Source organism: Chryseolinea sp. T2 (genome assembly GCF_037203685.1).
GTDB lineage: Bacteria > Bacteroidota > Bacteroidia > Cytophagales > Cyclobacteriaceae > Chryseolinea.
Genome location: NZ_JBBCAU010000014.1, coordinates 44,793 through 62,258 on the forward strand (window position 1 = coordinate 44,793; position 17,466 = coordinate 62,258).

15 protein-coding genes are annotated in these 17,466 nt (G+C 46.9%); 7 read left to right on the forward strand and 8 right to left on the reverse strand.

The window, feature by feature from the left end; translation table 11 throughout:
• Window positions 1-2: 2 nt before the first annotated feature.
• The 3 genes from sdaAB to WBG78_RS29665 form a co-directional block, all read right to left on the reverse strand.
• A complete protein-coding gene (gene sdaAB / locus WBG78_RS29655; RefSeq protein ID WP_337330169.1) occupies window positions 3-680 on the reverse strand; it encodes an L-serine ammonia-lyase, iron-sulfur-dependent subunit beta in 678 nt (225 codons plus the stop codon).
• A gap of 112 nt (window positions 681-792) precedes the next feature.
• A complete protein-coding gene (thyA, locus tag WBG78_RS29660) occupies window positions 793-1,587 on the reverse strand; it encodes a thymidylate synthase (protein WP_337330170.1) in 795 nt (264 codons plus the stop codon).
• Window positions 1,588-1,684: 97 nt separating this feature from the next.
• Window positions 1,685-2,557, reverse strand: a complete 873-nt coding sequence (locus tag WBG78_RS29665) for a hypothetical protein (RefSeq protein ID WP_337330171.1) — start codon at window positions 2,555-2,557, stop codon at window positions 1,685-1,687.
• A gap of 121 nt (window positions 2,558-2,678) precedes the next feature.
• Between WBG78_RS29665 and WBG78_RS29670 the strand changes: the two genes are divergently transcribed.
• The 3 genes from WBG78_RS29670 (at window position 2,679) to WBG78_RS29680 (ending at window position 6,418) form a co-directional block, all read left to right on the forward strand.
• The gene (locus WBG78_RS29670) at window positions 2,679-3,341 is read left to right on the forward strand and encodes a DUF4159 domain-containing protein (protein WP_443092813.1); all 663 of its coding nucleotides are present in this window, start codon (window positions 2,679-2,681) and stop codon (window positions 3,339-3,341) included.
• A gap of 58 nt (window positions 3,342-3,399) precedes the next feature.
• A complete protein-coding gene (locus WBG78_RS29675; RefSeq protein WP_337330173.1) occupies window positions 3,400-4,893 on the forward strand; it encodes an FG-GAP repeat domain-containing protein in 1,494 nt (497 codons plus the stop codon).
• A gap of 547 nt (window positions 4,894-5,440) precedes the next feature.
• Entirely contained in the window at window positions 5,441-6,418 is a 978-nt protein-coding gene (locus WBG78_RS29680) for a hypothetical protein (RefSeq protein ID WP_337330174.1), read from the forward strand.
• A gap of 206 nt (window positions 6,419-6,624) precedes the next feature.
• On the opposite strand, the gene WBG78_RS29685 is transcribed toward WBG78_RS29680, so the two are convergent.
• The 5 genes from WBG78_RS29685 to alaS form a co-directional block, all read right to left on the reverse strand.
• Entirely contained in the window at window positions 6,625-6,876 is a 252-nt protein-coding gene (locus WBG78_RS29685) for a hypothetical protein (RefSeq protein WP_337330175.1), read from the reverse strand.
• A 444-nt stretch (window positions 6,877-7,320) separates the two neighbouring features.
• The gene (locus WBG78_RS29690) at window positions 7,321-8,103 is read right to left on the reverse strand and encodes an RsiV family protein (RefSeq protein ID WP_337330176.1); all 783 of its coding nucleotides are present in this window, start codon (window positions 8,101-8,103) and stop codon (window positions 7,321-7,323) included.
• Window positions 8,104-8,120: 17 nt separating this feature from the next.
• A complete protein-coding gene (locus WBG78_RS29695; protein ID WP_337330177.1) occupies window positions 8,121-9,284 on the reverse strand; it encodes a TlpA family protein disulfide reductase in 1,164 nt (387 codons plus the stop codon).
• Between the two features lie 38 nt (window positions 9,285-9,322).
• On the reverse strand, window positions 9,323-10,780 hold the full coding sequence (gatB, locus tag WBG78_RS29700; protein WP_337330178.1) for an Asp-tRNA(Asn)/Glu-tRNA(Gln) amidotransferase subunit GatB: 1,458 nt from the start codon (window positions 10,778-10,780) through the stop codon (window positions 9,323-9,325).
• 179 nt (window positions 10,781-10,959) lie between these two features.
• The gene (gene alaS, locus WBG78_RS29705; protein WP_337330179.1) at window positions 10,960-13,707 is read right to left on the reverse strand and encodes an alanine--tRNA ligase; all 2,748 of its coding nucleotides are present in this window, start codon (window positions 13,705-13,707) and stop codon (window positions 10,960-10,962) included.
• 172 nt (window positions 13,708-13,879) lie between these two features.
• Here alaS and WBG78_RS29710 point away from each other — a divergent pair, with 172 nt between their 5' ends.
• The 4 genes from WBG78_RS29710 to WBG78_RS29725 all read left to right on the forward strand — a co-directional run bounded on the left by WBG78_RS29710 (window position 13,880) and on the right by WBG78_RS29725 (window position 17,398).
• The gene (locus WBG78_RS29710; RefSeq protein WP_337330180.1) at window positions 13,880-14,848 is read left to right on the forward strand and encodes a M23 family metallopeptidase; all 969 of its coding nucleotides are present in this window, start codon (window positions 13,880-13,882) and stop codon (window positions 14,846-14,848) included.
• Between the two features lie 5 nt (window positions 14,849-14,853).
• Entirely contained in the window at window positions 14,854-15,801 is a 948-nt protein-coding gene (locus WBG78_RS29715) for a M23 family metallopeptidase (protein WP_337330181.1), read from the forward strand.
• A gap of 147 nt (window positions 15,802-15,948) precedes the next feature.
• Window positions 15,949-17,061 (forward strand): CapA family protein, encoded by a 1,113-nt coding sequence (locus WBG78_RS29720; RefSeq protein WP_337330182.1) that lies wholly within the window; start codon window positions 15,949-15,951, stop codon window positions 17,059-17,061.
• A gap of 1 nt (window position 17,062) precedes the next feature.
• Window positions 17,063-17,398 (forward strand): MerR family transcriptional regulator, encoded by a 336-nt coding sequence (locus WBG78_RS29725; RefSeq protein ID WP_337330183.1) that lies wholly within the window; start codon window positions 17,063-17,065, stop codon window positions 17,396-17,398.
• Window positions 17,399-17,466: the final 68 nt, after the last annotated feature.

Consider the following 17,466-nt stretch of genomic DNA (forward strand, 5'->3'; position numbering starts at 1 on the left):
GTTCATCGATCGATATCGGGTATGTAAACGATTTGTTTGACCCAGCTAAGACTCTGCAGGTAAGCTAATGTTACAGGCTTCAGGCCGGAATCCATTTCAATAACCAAACAAGCCAGGTCGTGTTTGCCTTTTCGCGACACCGACATGGTCGCGATATTGCATTCGTCGTGTGCCAGGACCGTTGCAATAAATCCTACGCTTCCGGCCACGTCGCTTGCTGTAATAATCAGGGTGTGAAGATTTGCCGTAAAGTCTGCCTTGAAGCCATCAACCTCAGCAATATTGATCATGCCACCGCCACGGCTCTCGCCGATCACCTCAACCTCACGCCCACCCTTTTTAAGATGCAGTTTAATCGTGTTTGGGTGCAACGTAGAGGCATTTCCTACAGATCTGAAGTGATATTTCAGTCCGGACTTCGAGGCGTGGTCGAACGCTTCTTTAATCCGCGGGTCATCGGCTTTAAAATCGAGCAGTCCGGCAACTATCGCGCGATCACTTCCGTGCCCTTCATAAGTACGGGCGAAAGAATTATAGAAAGTGATCTCCGCCTCGTCGGGAACACCGCCAAGTATTTTCAACGCAGCGCGACCAATACGCACTACACCTGCAGTGTGAGAACTGGAAGGACCGATCATGACGGGGCCAATCATATCGAAAACGCTGCTTTTTTCAGGCATATCGCTTTAGAATACGGAATCTGTCGATGAAAGGATATAATTGTTACACCTCTGCCCCTACATAGGGCAAAAAAATTAGCTGCGATCACTATTCTTTGTCCCGGAATAGAAATCAAACGGCTATGGGCGCCTTGATCGAAGGATGCGCCTGGTAGTTCACAATTTCAAAGTCCTCGAAACGGTAACTGAAAAGGTCATCAGGTTTGCGCTTTATGAGTACCGAGGGCATTGGATAAGGCGTCCTCGTAAGCTGGAGCTTAGCCTGCTCCACGTGATTGCTGTAAATGTGAACATCACCTCCCGTCCACACGAACTCACCTGCCAGAAGATCACATTGCTGTGCTACCATCTGTGTCAGCAGCGCGTAGGAAGCAATATTGAAAGGCACGCCAAGGAAGTAATCGGCGCTTCGCTGATAGAGTTGACACGACAGTTTACCGTCAGCAACGTAAAACTGAAACAACGCATGGCACGGTGGCAGCGCCATCTTGTCGACCTCCGCGGGGTTCCATGCACTCACTATATGCCGGCGGGAATCCGGTTTAGCCTTAATTTGGGCCATAACCTGTGATATCTGATCTATATGTCGTCCGTCAGGAGCTGGCCAGCTGCGCCATTGATGCCCGTACACAGGCCCGAGTTCCCCATTTTCATCAGCCCATTCGTCCCAGATGCTCACCCCGTTGTCTTTCAGATACTTGATATTCGTATCCCCGTTTAGAAACCATAGCAGCTCGTAAATAATTGAGCGCAAGTGAAGTTTCTTGGTTGTCACCAGGGGAAATCCTTCGGCGAGATCAAACCGCAGCTGACGTCCAAAAACCGATAAAGTGCCAGTTCCTGTGCGGTCGCTCTTGAAAGTACCTGTGTGCAGTATGTCCTGCATCAGGTCGAGATATTGCTTCATGCGGAAAATTAGCCAAAAATAAAAAACCAAAACAGCTTGAGGCCATTTTGGTTTTTCGGGGGACAAATGTATTTCCGAACAAGGCCAAAAAGGCCCCTTAGTTTATCGTATAATTGCGGGAGGTACCGTTCACTGTGACCACAACTGACTTGTCGCAATTGCCATCTCCATAGTCAATGGTAATCTCCTTTTTGTTCACAGAGTATTTCTTGATACCGCTAACGGCAATGCCGCAATTGCGCTTATAGATGAGTGACTCATACACCATCACGTCGTAAAGGCTTCCGTCTGTGGTGGTCCCGCTGGCAGAACTAGTCTCCAGGATCGTCAGGAAGTCATCTGCTGCATTTGTAGCGCGGTTCCATTGCCAGGTGATATCCGATTCGCGCAGGGCAGTTGTGCCATCCACGAAGGTTGCCTTTCCGTTTTCAAGAACAGCACTAAATTTTCTGGCGACGGTTTCATCATCTGAATCCGAATTGAGATTGGTAAGTGTCCGGGTTCCTTCCAACTTCCAGCCGTTGATTGTGTAATTATTAGTGGTGGTAATAATTGTTGAGCCCGGTTGAAATCGCCACTTATTGTAAGTAAATATGAGCTTTCCAGTGCGAACATTACCCCGTGCGTCAGTACATCCACTGCCGAAATCCACGGTCAGCACCCCGTTCGGTGAACTGAGTGTTGAATTCGGACCAGGTGTAATCGTAACGACTGCATTGGCACAAAAACGTGAGTCCGTGATGGTGATTGTCGTCGCTACACGGCCTCCGCTGTACTGATTATCAGAAGGCGCTGCAATGGCTACTGTGGCCATGTCGTCGAGGTCGAGGAAATAAGAATCAGTTACAGATTCCTCCGTAATTTCCTGAGTATCGCCCAAGGTAAGGCGATCCTCCTCCTTACAGGACAGCATTAAAAAGATCGCGAGGATCATTCCCGTGCTGCTGCGTTTTAAGAACTTCGTGTTCATGACAAGTGGATTGGTGGTGGAGTTTGCGGTTTCCGCTATTTGATCACGGATTCTGCAAATGGTTTAATACAAAGGAAATTTTTTTCCACTTTAGGGGTTTGATAAACAGAGGGATGTAATAATGCGTGTAAGGTTCATTACAATCTTGACATGTTTGTGCCTGATCCAAGCAGGCCATGCCCAGATTCTTCCGAGGATAGCGAAGTTGAAGTATGCTGGGGGTGGCGATTGGTACGCCAACAAGACAGCACTTCCGAACCTGATAAAATTCTCAAATTCGGAGAACGGAACGAATCTGGACACCGAGGAAGACGTGGTAGAAGTCGGAAGTCGTGACTTATTCCTCTATCCTTACGTGTATATGACGGGTCACGGCAACGTGGTCTTTAGTGATGCCGAAGCGGCCAATCTCAGAAAGTACCTCGTCGCAGGTGGATTTCTTCATATTGACGACAATTACGGACTCGATAAATTCGTCCGCCTGGAAATGAAAAAGGTATTTCCCGAGCTGGAATTTGTAGACTTACCGTTCGATCATCCTATCTATCATCAAAAATTTGACTTCCCAAAGGGACTGCCAAAGATACATGAACATGATGGCAAGCCGTCACAGGGTCTGGGTCTCATTTACCAGGGACGTCTCGTTGTATTTTATTCTTACGAGTGCGACCTCGGAAACGGATGGGAAGACCAGCGCATTCACAATGACCCTGAGGAGAAACGCCAGGAAGCATTGCGTATGGGAGCAAATATCCTCGCTTACTGCTTCACTAATTCGTTCTGATTCGTTCGCAAATCAGTCTTCAATACTCTCATAAGATTAAACATTAGCCACCGATATTTTGAGCTACCGGGAAGTGTTCTTCATTGTCATGATCTGTGGCCTGCTTACAAGTTGTCTTTCGCAGGAAGAAAAAGATGAGCAAACTGCTCGTCAGTATTGCAGCAGCTGTCATACATTTCCCGATGCAAAACTACTTCCCAGAGAAACCTGGGAAACTTCTGTGATGCCACAGATGTCGTTCCGGATGGGGCGCGATATCTCTCAGCTGCCAACGCTTTCGAAGGCAGACCAGGCTGAAGTCTTAAGGATCCTTCCCGCGCAGTCGATGGTTTCGGAGGAGCAATGGCAGGCGATACAGCGTTACTATCAAAAGAATGCTCCTGAAAGCATGGCGGTCTCTGATGACGGACGTATAGACCAGACGTTAGATCTGTTTACTCCCGAGAAATATCGCGTTGGTGCGTTCCCTTTACATACATTCACCTCGCCCGCAAAAGACGATAGTTCTTATTTAGTAGGAAGCCGCCTAAGCAAGTTGTATCGGCTAAATACTCAATTCTCACCGACAGATTCCTTTTCACTGGAAAGTCCGCCCTCGATGATCCTTAATGAGAACGACAATCAACTTACAGTACTTCTGATGGGGATCATGGACCCTAACGATCAGGCTAAGGGAAAACTGATCCATCTGAACATGCAAAACGGTGAAAAGTCGACTATGATTGATTCACTTAAACGTCCTGTGCATGTGACTTCAGCCGATCTTGACGGCGACGGTCTTTCAGACTATGTTATCTGCTCTTTCGGTAATTATACCGGGAATCTAACGGCGTTTAGAAATCGTGGGAACGGCACTTTCGAACGCCGTGTACTGGTCAACCTTCCGGGTGCTCGCAAGACTATTATTCGGGATTTCGACAACAACGGTATGCCTGATATCATGGCCCTGATGTCGCAGGGTGATGAACGTTTGATACTCCTGCTGAATCAGGGAAGGCTCGAATTCCGACAGACAACATTGTTGACTTTTCCTCCGGTATACGGATCAAGCTACTTTGATCTAGTCGACTTTAATGGCGACGGTAACGATGACATCTTGTATACCAACGGCGACAACGCTGACTACTCTATGGTATTAAAGCCCTACCATGGCGTGCGCATTTATCTGAACAACGGAAAGAACGAGTTCAAAGAGTCATGGTTCTACAATATGCACGGGGCGTCGGAAGCAGTTGCTGATGACTTTGACAAGGATGGTGATGTGGATATTGCTGCTGTCTCTTTTTTTCCTCAATTTGACAAATCCCCGGAGCAGGGGTTCATCTATTTCGAGAATACAAAGAATGGATATGTCCCGCATACCACGCCGTTGGCGAGAGAAGGACGATGGCTTCGTATCAGTGCTGAGGATGTTGACAGTGACGGAGACAAGGACATTCTATTAACCGCGTTGGATTTCAATAAGGGTATTCCTGAAGATCTTCTCGCGAGTTGGAAGTCTAAACCAGTGAGCATTTTGGTCCTTCGAAATCAGCATCAGCACCTGCCCTGATTTCGTTTACACCATGCGCCAGGAATTGAAGAATTCATGATTTAGATCTATCTTTGATTCTGCTACTTCGTCCTGCAACTCCTCCCGCAACACGTTTGCGCAACACGAGCGACCCCGAATCATCCTACACTCATCCTTCACTAAATCGACACTCATCGTACACTCTTCGTGGCTGTGAGGCGGCATCGACCTTTATTCTCGCTGTCGGCGACGGATTGAAATTTCCAAAATCAGTTTTGGATGCCAGCCTGCTTTCCATTGAACAACGGAAGATCTTCCTCCCGTGACGTGCGCAAATTGTGGACACTAAAAATGCACCTGGTCCGATAAGTGTGCCGTTGACCTTTTTAACTGCTGCCGATACCGCCTGGCACTTCCTGCAATGGCGCCTGAGCGTCAAACGCAGAAACTGCAGCGCAGGCGAAGACCCAATTGAAAAAATTACAATTCGTCTTATCAGGTCGTGACCTTTCGCTTCTCCTGGTATTAACTGGAGCGATCGACTTGATCAAACAAACAAAATGAAACGAATTAAAGGACCACTCTCATGGCACTAGGAAACAACAACCCACTTACTCAGAAGGCCACCGGCATGCTGGGCGAGACCCTCGTATTTAAAAATTACAATGGCAAAACCGTCATTACGAAAAAACCTGCACCAAGCAGCAAACCGCCTTCGCCAAAGCAAATGCGTTGCCGCTGCATATTCAAGGTGGCATCGTTGATGGCAGCGCAACTATTATCCGACCCCGTGCAACTAGAACGCTATATCGCATTAGCAAAGTCCAGGCAATCGTCTAATGCGCTTACAGCTGCAAGAGGCGATGCATTGCGCACGATCTATGCAAATCCATCTGACTACGAAGAAGCGATTGCACAGGCTTTGAAAGATTACCGGCCGTCACTTCCGAAAATTAATTCGGAAGGCGCGGCACCTGTCAAATCCCTAACCAGCCCGGCCACCATCATTGAAACGCCGCCCGCATCCGCCGGCACTATCGATACCCCGGTATTCGATTCGAATCAGTTAAAGCAACAGCTGTCGGATATGACTAAAGCGTTAAACCATTGCCTGCATGAATTACAAACGACGATGGCAAAGGCAACGGACTTGTTACAGGCAATTAATGCGTTGAATACCTCTGCAATGGAGAACAGGGAAAACACAAAGTCCGAAGAAGGGACAATCAACGACTCAACGTTTACCTCCGAAATCAACCCAGCGTTCGAACAAGCAGCATTCAACACCGTAACGTTCACCTCCGAAATGACAATGCATGCACCGGAATCAAACAACACAAATTCATCAGCAGCGTCATCACCGCTCTTTGAAACAGGAACAACTGCGAATGTGACTGATCAACGCCCGGGAGCACCAGAGACTTCATCAACTACTGGCGTCCGCGTAAATGATTTTCAACGTTATTATTTCCCATTCCCGGGAATGCAACAACACCTCTCTGCGGGCATGTTAGACAAAATAGCGATTATGATACAGAGGAATGCGCCGGGAGGTACAGGATAATCCTTGCTGATTTGATATCCCGTATCGACATTGATAATGTCATATTAACTCATCCGTATCAATGCTCAACGGATTTGTTAAAGTCTTTGAATTGCAGGCATGTACATGATGAGGTTGCACAACGGGCTTTTGCCTTAATCCGAATTAAATGCTTGCCTTAAAGCTTGTGCTTCGTGCGGGCGAGAAGATTTCGCGAAAGAGAGGAATTAAAACGATGTCTTGAATTCCTTTTCGAGATAACTGTTCAGATTCTTAAGGCCACTCAAAATGTGCACCTTCTCGGCTGATCCATGTTCATCATCGTTCTTATAAACCACTTCCACAAAGAGATTTCTCACCATGTAGATGTGAAGCTTGCGGCCATTCTTAATGCGGCTACCCAGAGAAACGCCTTTTGATTGAAGGTAATTTACTTTCTGACTCAGGGACATCTGGCGGAAGAAGAACTGGAGTATCATGGGGGTCGTCGTTGTTTCCTGGATTATTTCAATTGCCAGGCCACAGCGCCAAACCTTCAATACAGCCTAATTTCGTGGATCCCGGCGCACCAACCATCCCAATCCGAGACCCATTTCCAAAACAGCTTCTCTTTTCCAGAAAAAGCTCAGTAGTTCGTGACATGAATTTGCGTCAATTAGCCCTGACGCTTATTAATGCATTTAGGTGATACTGGTAACGGCCTAAAACTTTATTCAGAGAGATGCGTAAAGGCCTTCACGTTTAATTGAGTTGCTATAGCCACAACAAAAACGGAGGGTACCTTAAATGTTAGTCCTTAAACAGCCAACGACTTATACAAGAGTTGAACCTCTGATCCGGTAGCAGAAGGGATAGCGGATTCACACGCGATAACAAGTCACTGAAGCATCGTTGGATTCTTATACAATGAGGATCCAATAAAACTATTGCCGGATAAACGGTTTCAGCGAATCGTAGGATATCAATACTTCCGTTGGGCCAGCAGCATATGCTGCGATCTCGTAACTGTTATAGTAGAAAACAAGTCCTTCTTTTGTGAAGCCGTAGTTTTGATTAAGCTCAAAACGGTCGTCGGGAAATTCGAACATGTTCTCCTGCAATGACGCGGTATCAGCGATTTCATGTGCACGACGAAACAGGCGATCACCTATGTCTCTAAGTGACTCTTCGTAATTCGGCTTAAAGTAATTATCGAGTGTAAATTCCTTACCAGTCCTTGGGTTGATGTTGATGTAGTAGGTGCCGTGGCCACCGTGCGCTCCTCCCGTAAAGTACTCCTCGGTTACAGAGAGCGACAGCAGTGTATCGGTCAATACTTCCACGTTAACGCCTGCCTCATAATACCATCCCATGCCATAGTCGGGCATTTCCTTTTTAAAGTCATCAAAGTCACTCACGAACTTCTTCCCTATTGTCTGCATGCTCTCTCCCTGTGCCTCTGGATTACCCATTGATACGCTTGCGTCAATTTGTCTTCTCAATTCATTCACAACTGTTGAATCCAATCCTTTGAAAACTGGATAGCTTACTTCATAACTGGCACAACGGGAAGAGTCGGCGCGGCAACCACCTTCTGACTCGATTCGAAAATTTGCAAGCTCATATGTGATCGCAGGTGCGGCTGATTCCTCTCCTTTTTTACAGGATAACAGGAATACCGAGCTGGTCAATACCGAACCAGCCAATAGTATGAGTAGCCTTGTCATAGATTCGTTACGCGATTTTATCTGAGAACCTCTTCCAGCTTCTTTTCAAGCGCTGGTCCGCGAAGATTTTTCGCGATGATGACTCCATTCTTGTCCAATAATACTGAGAACGGAATGCCGTTTATATTATAGGTTTTCGCAGCCTCCGAGTTCCAGTATTTCAAATCAGAGACGTGTGTCCAGGTAAGGCCATCCTTGCGAATCGCCTGAAGCCAGTCCTCTTTAGATCTGTCGAGTGATACACCAAATACAGTGAATCCTTTGTCCTTGTATTTGTTGAACGCGCGAACAACGTTTGGATTCTCCTGGCGGCATGGACCACACCACTTGGCCCAGAAGTCAACGAGGACATATTTACCTTTGAAGGAAGAGAGTTTTACGATCTGCCCGGTAGTATCGGGTAAAGCAATTTCCGGGGCAGGTTGTCCAATGGCAATCGACTTCATAGAATTCACCGTCTTAATGAACTCCTTAGCATGATCGTAGCTGGCCCATTCCTTCTCCAACTTTTGAGATACAGCGAGATAAGTATCAAAATAAGCATCGCGATCCAACACACCGCTCGTCAGCATATTAATTACTCCAAGCGAAGGCGGCGATTGTTTTAGCAGTTCGGCAATTTTGTCGTTGCTTGTTTTAATCTCTGCAAAGTATTGTTGTTGAAGAGCAAGCATCTTTTGTTGATCATGGGCATTTGACGCCGCCACAAATTCTTCATTAAGCTTTGCTATCGCAGGTGATGACTCTGCGTCCGACTTAATCTGTTGAACCTTTCGGATAAGATCAATTTCCGGCGAATCCTTTACTTCGGCAAAGCCATTCGGATTGTTTCCATCTGCATTCACCTCGATGTTACTCTTATAAAGTATAAAGTCGACCATCTGCTTATTGAAGAAATTGATCTTGTAATAACCAGGCTGCGTAAGTGATACTTTCTTGGAATAAGTATAGTTGCTGCGAAGCTTGATCGTGTCCGACCAGCCACCTCCCCCGTTCCGCATCTCTTGTATAATGATTTGTCCGCCCTGCTCGGGGAACCCTACTTTGCCTTTAACAGTGACGGTCCATGGCAGTGCAGCCGCATCCGACGATTCGGTGTTAACCGAATTGTCCTTCGTCGAAAACGAGCACGACAGGCAGAAGGCAAAAACAACAAAGTATAAACTAATCTTATTACGCATATTTCAATTGTTTACGAGCGACACAGGTTCACTCCCAATCATACTTCCTCAAGCTTTTTGGTGATTAAGGCATTGGCGACTTTAGGATCCGCCTTCCCCTTACTGCGCTTCATGAGTTCACCCATGAACATTCCAACGATTCCCTTTTTCCCGCTTTTATACTCCTCCACTTTCAATGGAAATTCTTTCAGGATCTGATCAATTATTGGCAGCATTGAATCTTCGCTGCTGTCCTGAATGACATTAAGGCCCTGCGCCACATCGAGCGCTGATTTCGACGGGTTCTTAAGCAACCCTGGAAATACACGCTGTGATGCCTGTGAAAAACTGATCTTGCCTGCTTCAACGAGATTCATCAACTCGGCAAGCAGCGCGGGCGAGACTGGAAATTCATCAGCTGTCAACGACAGATCATTAAGATAAGATTTCACTGGCCCCATTACCCAGTTGGATGCAGCCTTATAATTTTTAGTGAGTGCACAAACCTTCTCGAAGTACATCGCCACGTCCTTAGTGTCCGTCAACACATGTGCATCATACGATGACAATTTGTATTCCGTGACATACTTATTGTAAAGATCCCTTGGCAATGCAGGCATTGACGCCCCTATATCAGCCAGCCACTTTTCTGATACGACCATAGGACTTAAGTCGGGATCAGGAAAATATCTGTAGTCGTTCAGTTCTTCTTTGGTCCGCATCCCATACGTAAGACCGGTGTTAGCGTCGAATGTTCTTGTCTCTGAAAAGATCACATTACCTTTTTCAGTTTCGATGATCTGACGCTCGATCTCATGGTCAATGGCGCGCTGGACGTTCCGGATCGAGTTCATATTCTTCACCTCGACTTTCTTTCCAAACACCCTCGACCCGACAGGCATGATCGATATGTTGGCATCACAGCGCAACGAACCTTCTTCCATATTTCCGTCGCAGATGTCCAGGTACCTCACCAGCTTTCGCACCTCGGTTAGATAAGCATATGCTTCTTCAGAAGTCTTGATGTCCGGCTGACTTACTATTTCAATCAACGCAACACCTGCGCGATTGAAATCAACCAGAGTATCTGTCTCAGTTGCAAGGTGAATTGACTTGCCGGCATCCTCTTCAATATGAATGCGATGCAATTCTACGTTCCTGCTTCCTTCCTTATTGTCAATAGTGATATAACCACCAATGCAGATAGGTGTGCGGTCCTGCGTGATCTGATAGCCCTTCGGAAGGTCGGGATAGAAATAGTTTTTGCGATCGAAGATGTTAAACCGACTGATCTTCGAATGACAAGCCAATCCCATCTTAATTGCGTATTCGACCACCTTCCTGTTTAATCTCGGCAATGTACCGGGATGAGCAAGGGTTATAACGCCAACGTTTGTATTGGGAAGGCTGCCATATTCTGCAGAATCGCTGTTATAGATTTTGCTTTTAGTCAGCAGCTGCGCGTGCACCTCCAATCCGATGACTGCTGTGTATTTATCTCTGACCGCCTTCTCCATAAACAAAAAATATCTGGAAAGATAGGGTTATTCGTGGTATTCTCAAGTTTGATAAGGAAAGGAGAAATTAAGACCTATGAGTTAAGAATTAGCTATCGGCTACCCGCCATATATGGCCGCGACTTTGGTCGCGAATTCGTCAGCCGCAAGGCTGATAGCTAATTCTTAATTCTTAACTCTTAATTCTTAATTATTATCGCCCTCGCCTTTTCCAGTACAGCATCCAGGCCTTCGAGCTTCTTTCCGCCTGCAGTTGCAAAGAAAGGTTGGCCCCCTCCTCCACCGTCGATTTCACGGGCAAGTTCTTTCACCATGTTGCCGGCGTGAAACACTTTCTGTTCGGCAACTGACGCGCCGATCATCACCGCTACCTGAGGTTTGCTGTCGATATTAGCAGCAAGCACCATCACCAGGTCGTCGAACTGATTGCGCAAACCATAGGCGATATTCTTTAATGAGTCTGCATCCGGCACAGTGACTTTCTCAATGATCACACTGTAGCCGTTGTGCTTCTTAGCGCGCGCTGCAAGGTTGTCTTTAATGGCGTTGGCCTGTTCCTGATGGAAAGCCTCAACCTTTTTCTCCAGCGCACTCCTTTCTTCCAGTAGGGCTTTCGTTGTAGCAACAAGATCCTTTGGATTCTTCAGAAGCGTTCTTAGTGTTTCTACCAGTTCCGAAGTCTCGCGAACATATTTGTCGGCTTCAGTCGCAGTGATCGCTTCTATGCGTCGCACACCGGCAGCAACAGAGCTTTCCGACACGATCTTAAAAAGACCTATCTGACCGGTTGCCGCAACGTGCGTACCTCCGCACAACTCGACGGAGAAAGATGGATCGAAGGTGATCACCCTTACGAAGTCGCCGTATTTTTCACCGAACAGCGCCATTGCACCAAGCTTCTTCGCATCGGCAATAGGAACATTTCTTCTTTCGTCCAGTTTAACATTCTCCCGCACTTTAACATTTACGATATCTTCAACGCGACGGATTTCTTCGTCGGTCATGGCGGCAAAATGAGAGAAGTCGAAGCGCAGGAGCTTATCATTCACGAGAGATCCTTTCTGCTCAACATGCTTACCCAGCACCTGACGCAAGGCTGCATGAAGCAGGTGGGTCGCAGAGTGGTTGTCAGCACTGAGCTGTCGTTTTTGTTTGTCGACGACGGCGTAGAAAGTTGCGCGCAGGTTCTCCGGCAACGCATCTGCAATATGAACGATCAGTTCATTCTCCTTACGGGTATCGGTGATAACAATTTTCTCATTTGAGTTTTCAATGTATCCCGTATCTCCAACCTGTCCTCCACTTTCGGCGTAGAAAGGTGTCTTATCAAAAACGAGCTGGTATAGTTCTTTATTTTTTTGTTTGAGCTTGCGGTATTTGAGAATGCGTACCTCGGATTCGAGGTTATCATATCCAATGAAGCTTGTTTTTTGATCGTCGCCGATCTGTACCCAGTCGCCAGTCTCTTTTGCCGCATCAGCTTTGGAACGGCTTTTTTGTTTTTCCATCTCCACACGGAAGCCATCTTCGTCGACGTCGAAGCCACGCTCCCTGGCAATCAGCGAAGTGAGATCGAGCGGGAATCCGAATGTATCATACAACTCGAACACTAATGTCCCACCAAGTTCCTTGCCTTTGAGCTCTGACTCAAGAATTTCAATACGCTTAAGTCCTTTATCCAGGGTGCGTAGAAATGATAGCTCCTCTTCTCTTATCACCTTCGAAACATAGTCTTCCTGATTATATAGCTCCGGGAAAACGTCTTTCAATTGTTTTGCAAGAACAGGGCAAAGAGTAAAGAGGAAAGGCTCCTTAATATTAAGGAACGAATAATAATATCGAACAGCACGTCGCAGAATCCGGCGGATTACATAGCCTGCTCCTGTGTTTGATGGTAGCTGACCGTCTGAGATAGCGAATGAAACCGCGCGAATGTGATCGGCAATTACGCGCATGGCAACGTCAGTCTTCTCGCTGGAGGGTTGCTTATGAGCATCCGCCGACGAGGATTGATATAGGAACCCGCTCCTGTCGGAAATGAAGTGGATCAGAGGCGTGAAAACATCCGTGTCGTAGTTTGAGGCCACCAGATTAATCGCGCGACAGAGTCGCTCGAACCCCATGCCTGTATCCACATTTTTGTTTGGAAGTGGCTTGAGCAACGTGAGGGCTGAGCGCAACTTTTCACGAGCCTGTTTTTTGTCAGCACCTTTGTACTCCAGGTCAAACTTAAGCATCTCTGAGGATCCGCCTTTTGCCGGATTCCAGTAGCGTTCGAACTCCATGAACACCAGGTTCCAGATCTCAATTACTTGCGGATCGTCATTATTGACCAGGTCTCGGCCTGGAGTGCGCTTACGCTCGTCATCGTGCCGAAGATCAACGTGAATCTCCGAGCATGGGCCGCATGGGCCGAGGTCTGCCATTTCCCAGAAGTTGTCTTTTTTATTCCCCCTGATGATGCGGTCTTCCGCCACGAAAGACTTCCATAGATCGTACGCTTCCTGATCGAACGGAAGGTTGTCGTCATCGTCTCCTTTAAATACGCTTACGTAAAGGCGGTCTTTTGGCAATTTGTAAACCTCTGTAAGAAGCTCCCACGCCCACTCGATTGCCTCTTTTTTAAAGTAGTCACCGAACGACCAGTTCCCCAACATTTCGAACATTGTATGGTGGTACGTATCGATTCCGACTTCCTCCAGATCGTTGTGCTTCCCTGAAACGCGGAGACATTTTTGAGTGTCCGCGACGCGGGCGCTTACAGGTTTGGCGTTGCCAAGGAAATTGTCCTTGAACTGCACCATCCCTGAGTTGGTAAACAACAATGTGGGATCATTTTTCAACACCAAAGGTGCTGAAGGGACTATCGTGTGACCCTTGCTTGCGAAAAAATCCAGAAATTTTTGTCTTACCGACGCAGAATCCATCCTCTTGATATTAAACAGCTTACTAGCTTAGTTAGTGGTTTTTATTACCTTTAGCTTGCGCTGAAAAGGCAAGGCACAAAATTAAGAGCAGTTCACAGAGATTTGTTGCTCGGTTGCGGTTTTTTTTGAGGCCTGAGAATTGATGTATAAGCTTGTAATGACTCAATTTTAAATGCATTTCTTCAAGTATCACTTTAACCCAGGAACGTATCTTCGTTATCCGACGGGGCGACAAATGACGCGCGGGATAAAGTTTCTGGTGAATGCATTTTGCACTGCAATTTTGCTGGCAACTGCCCTGATTGTGATCCACGATCTCGCATTCGATTCAGAAACAACAAAAAAAATGCGAGCAGAGAATGCGCTGCTTTCGTACCATCAGCCAACCCTTGAACGGCGTCTTGACGGCATCGAGCAAACGCTGACCCGGCTCCTTAAAATAGACAAGACCCTGCACACAAAATTATTTGACACGGCTCCAGGGACTATATCACAGTCTACAATCGATAAGGAGCGGGTACTACTTGCCAGTGCTGGTGACTTTCGTTCTATAATTGGTTCAGTTGACAGGAGAGCTACTGAACTGGTTGCTCACTCGGCCCGCACTAACGCTGAGTTTGGCGCGACACTTCACATCTCGCGTGAAAAAATCGAAACACTACAATCTATACCTACTATACAGCCAGTTGACAACACACAGATCGACTTGCTGGTGTCGGGATTTGGTGAAAGAATCAATCCCTTTCACAAGGGAATGTACAATCACCCGGGAGTTGATTTCGCAGCCCCAAGGGGATCGGCTGTATTTGCTACTGCTCCGGGCAGAGTAATCACAGTCAAAAAGACTTCGCTGGCGGCAGGCTACGGTAACTATATTGAAATCGATCATGGTAACGGATATGTTACCCGTTACGCACATCTTGATGCCGTTGATGTTCGTCGTGGCCAGCGTGTATACAAGGGAAAGGTAATCGGTTCATCTGGAAACAGTGGCGGCTCCGTTGCACCACATTTGCATTACGAAGTAATCAAGAATGGCGAGGCAGTTGATCCTGTCAATTATCTGCTTGAGGGGCTTTCCTCTTCTCAGTACAGCGCCGTTCTGTCGCACGCTGCAGCTCAAAACCAATCACTTGACTGATCTTTATGAGCAAACTTACAGCAAACCCGGCTCGTGCGTCATATCGTCCAAATGGAAGAACGCGACTTCGCAAGGTCATTTTCGCAGCACTGACAGTTTATCTCACGTATGCGTTCTATACGCAGTTCATTTTACATTTTGGTCCTGTCGAAGATCAAATCCTATTGAAGGAGAATCTCCGGCTGAAAGCAGAGATGGAGATTGTAGAAGAACGAATTGAAAAGTCATCGGTTTCACTGGAAAAACTTATCGATCGTGATGATCACAATTATCGCGTAGTGCTGGATACTGATCCATTGTCGCCTGAAATAAGAAGCAGCGGTTCAGGTGGTAGTGAACGGTTCGATCGCGACGCCCTACGTGAAGCACCAAACCTGGTTGTCGATTATTCCACACTTGACAAACTTCAAAGCAGGCTCACCGTTGAAGAGCAGTCTTATGAGGAGCTTAATGAACTATTGAATGAGCGTATCAGAATGTGGTCATCACGACCTGCGATTCAGCCTATCAATAATAAGCAGCTCAATCAGCTGTTCATGACATACGGGCCACGAATGCATCCCATTTTCAATGTAATGAAAGACCACAATGGTCTGGACTTCTCAGCCCCGAAGGGTACTCCGGTGTATGCCACTGGCGATGGCGTGATTTTAACAGCGCATCGTTCGAGTTCATACGGAAAGGTAATCTATATAGATCATGGACACGGGTATGAGACCAGATACGCTCACTTATCCAAGTTCATCGTGAGTGAAGGCGACCGCGTTAAACGCGGACAGGTAATTGGATACGTGGGCAGCACAGGAACCTCGCAGTCGGCGCATCTTCACTATGAAGTGCTTGTGAATAGCAAGCACGTAAATCCTATCAATTTCTTTCAGCGCGATCTGAGCAATAGCGAATACGAGAGGCTTATCGAGATTGCACAGACTCAGAGTCAACCTCTGGACTAGACTTTCTGAAATTTTAACGTGCTGAATGCCTTCCTGTTGCGGGAACGAATTCTGTTTTGGATGAAGGTCTTTAAGTGGGCTGCACATCGTGTTTCCTTTGCGCACTAAAAGAATCCCTGCTTTATTTGCACCAAATCAATGCCCACAATGAAGATTGTAAAAATCACCGCGTTAGTTTGGCTGACTTTCAACGTTTTAGCGATCCAGGCGCAAGATCCTTCAAAAAAGGATTCTATAATCGCTCCCATCGCGAGTGTTCCCCTTGATTCCGCCCGCAACGTCGCTGATACTGTCTCGATTATCGGTGTTGGAGACATCATGATGGGAACGACCTATCCGGAAGACAAACTCCCGCCCGAAAACGGAAGGCATTTGCTTCGCGACGTGGAGGCTGTTCTCACCGACGCTGATATGACGTTTGGTAATCTCGAAGGTACACTGCTAAATTCGGGAGGTACGCCAAAGACCTGTAAAGATCCCAAGGTGTGTTATGTTTTCCGTACACCAACACGTTATGTGGACAATCTCACTCGTGCTGGTTTTGACATGATGAGTCTTGCCAACAATCACGCCGGCGATTTTGGAGAAGCCGGACGGCAGAGCTCCATGAGAACGCTGGATTCTGTGGGTATAAAACATGCGGGGCAGCAGGCCCAGAAGTTTACGGTGTTTGAAAAAGACAGCGTTAAATACGGACTGGTGGCGTTTGCTCCCAACAGCGGATGCGTCCAATTAAATGATATTGAAGGAGCAAAGGCGCTCGTGGCACAGCTGGATTCCCTCGTTGATATTATCATCGTCTCCTTCCATGGTGGCGCTGAAGGCGCTCAGTATCAGAACGTGCCACGCACCCATGAAATCTTTCACGGCGAAGACCGCGGTGATGTTTATGCATTTGCGCATACGCTGATCGATGCCGGTGCTGATATCGTGTTCGGGCATGGTCCACATGTTACACGGGCTATTGAGGTCTATAAAGACAGATTCATTACCTATAGCATGGGCAATTTTTGTACGTACCGAGGCATCAGCGTAAACGGTGTAAATGGCATCGCACCCATCATTAAAGTGTATACCGACAAGAGAGGAAAATTCTATCAGGGGAAGATCATTTCTACTTACCAGACTTATGCAACTGGTGTCAGGATAGACCCTATGAATCAGGTGGTTAAGAAGATACAGGAGCTCACCAAAAAAGATTTTCCTGAAACCCGGATCCACATTGCCGAGAATGGTTTAATTAGTTACCTTGCTCAATAAGATGGCTTACAAGGAAAAAGAAATCGAGAAACTTTATTACTCCATAGGCGAGGTTTCCGAGATGTTTAATGTTGCTCCTTCATTGATTCGCTTTTGGGAATCGGAGTTTGATCTCATCAAGCCCAAGAAGAACAGGAAGGGCAATCGTCAGTTTACCAAAGAAGACATCGATCATGTAAGGACGATCTTTCACCTGGTGAAAGAAAAAGGCTTCACATTGCAAGGTGCAAAAGACATGCTACGGAACGACTCTCAGGCTGTTCGCGATAAGATGGAATGCATCGACTCATTGAAGCGCGTTCGCGGATTTCTGGTTGAGTTACGCGAGAAGATCTGACTGGCCGGTAGCGCAGGCGTTATGTCTGTTACGCGGTTAGAAGTCAATGTTGTTTAAGTATTATGGGG

Excerpts from the sequence above, each read along its gene's own strand:
- sdaAB (WP_337330169.1), bottom strand. The coding sequence starts at position 680 with ATGCCTGAAAAAAGCAGCGTTTTCGATATGATTGGCCCCGTCATGATC.
- thyA (WP_337330170.1), bottom strand. The coding sequence starts at position 1,587 with ATGAAGCAATATCTCGACCTGATGCAGGACATACTGCACACAGGTACT.
- WBG78_RS29665 (WP_337330171.1), bottom strand. The coding sequence starts at position 2,557 with ATGAACACGAAGTTCTTAAAACGCAGCAGCACGGGAATGATCCTCGCG.
- WBG78_RS29670 (WP_443092813.1), top strand. The coding sequence starts at position 2,679 with ATGCGTGTAAGGTTCATTACAATCTTGACATGTTTGTGCCTGATCCAA.
- WBG78_RS29680 (WP_337330174.1), top strand. The coding sequence starts at position 5,441 with ATGGCACTAGGAAACAACAACCCACTTACTCAGAAGGCCACCGGCATG.
- WBG78_RS29685 (WP_337330175.1), bottom strand. The coding sequence starts at position 6,876 with ATGATACTCCAGTTCTTCTTCCGCCAGATGTCCCTGAGTCAGAAAGTA.
- WBG78_RS29690 (WP_337330176.1), bottom strand. The coding sequence starts at position 8,103 with ATGACAAGGCTACTCATACTATTGGCTGGTTCGGTATTGACCAGCTCG.
- WBG78_RS29695 (WP_337330177.1), bottom strand. The coding sequence starts at position 9,284 with ATGCGTAATAAGATTAGTTTATACTTTGTTGTTTTTGCCTTCTGCCTG.
- gatB (WP_337330178.1), bottom strand. The coding sequence starts at position 10,780 with ATGGAGAAGGCGGTCAGAGATAAATACACAGCAGTCATCGGATTGGAG.
- alaS (WP_337330179.1), bottom strand. The coding sequence starts at position 13,707 with ATGGATTCTGCGTCGGTAAGACAAAAATTTCTGGATTTTTTCGCAAGC.
- WBG78_RS29710 (WP_337330180.1), top strand. The coding sequence starts at position 13,880 with ATGCATTTCTTCAAGTATCACTTTAACCCAGGAACGTATCTTCGTTAT.
- WBG78_RS29715 (WP_337330181.1), top strand. The coding sequence starts at position 14,854 with ATGAGCAAACTTACAGCAAACCCGGCTCGTGCGTCATATCGTCCAAAT.
- WBG78_RS29720 (WP_337330182.1), top strand. The coding sequence starts at position 15,949 with ATGAAGATTGTAAAAATCACCGCGTTAGTTTGGCTGACTTTCAACGTT.
- WBG78_RS29725 (WP_337330183.1), top strand. The coding sequence starts at position 17,063 with ATGGCTTACAAGGAAAAAGAAATCGAGAAACTTTATTACTCCATAGGC.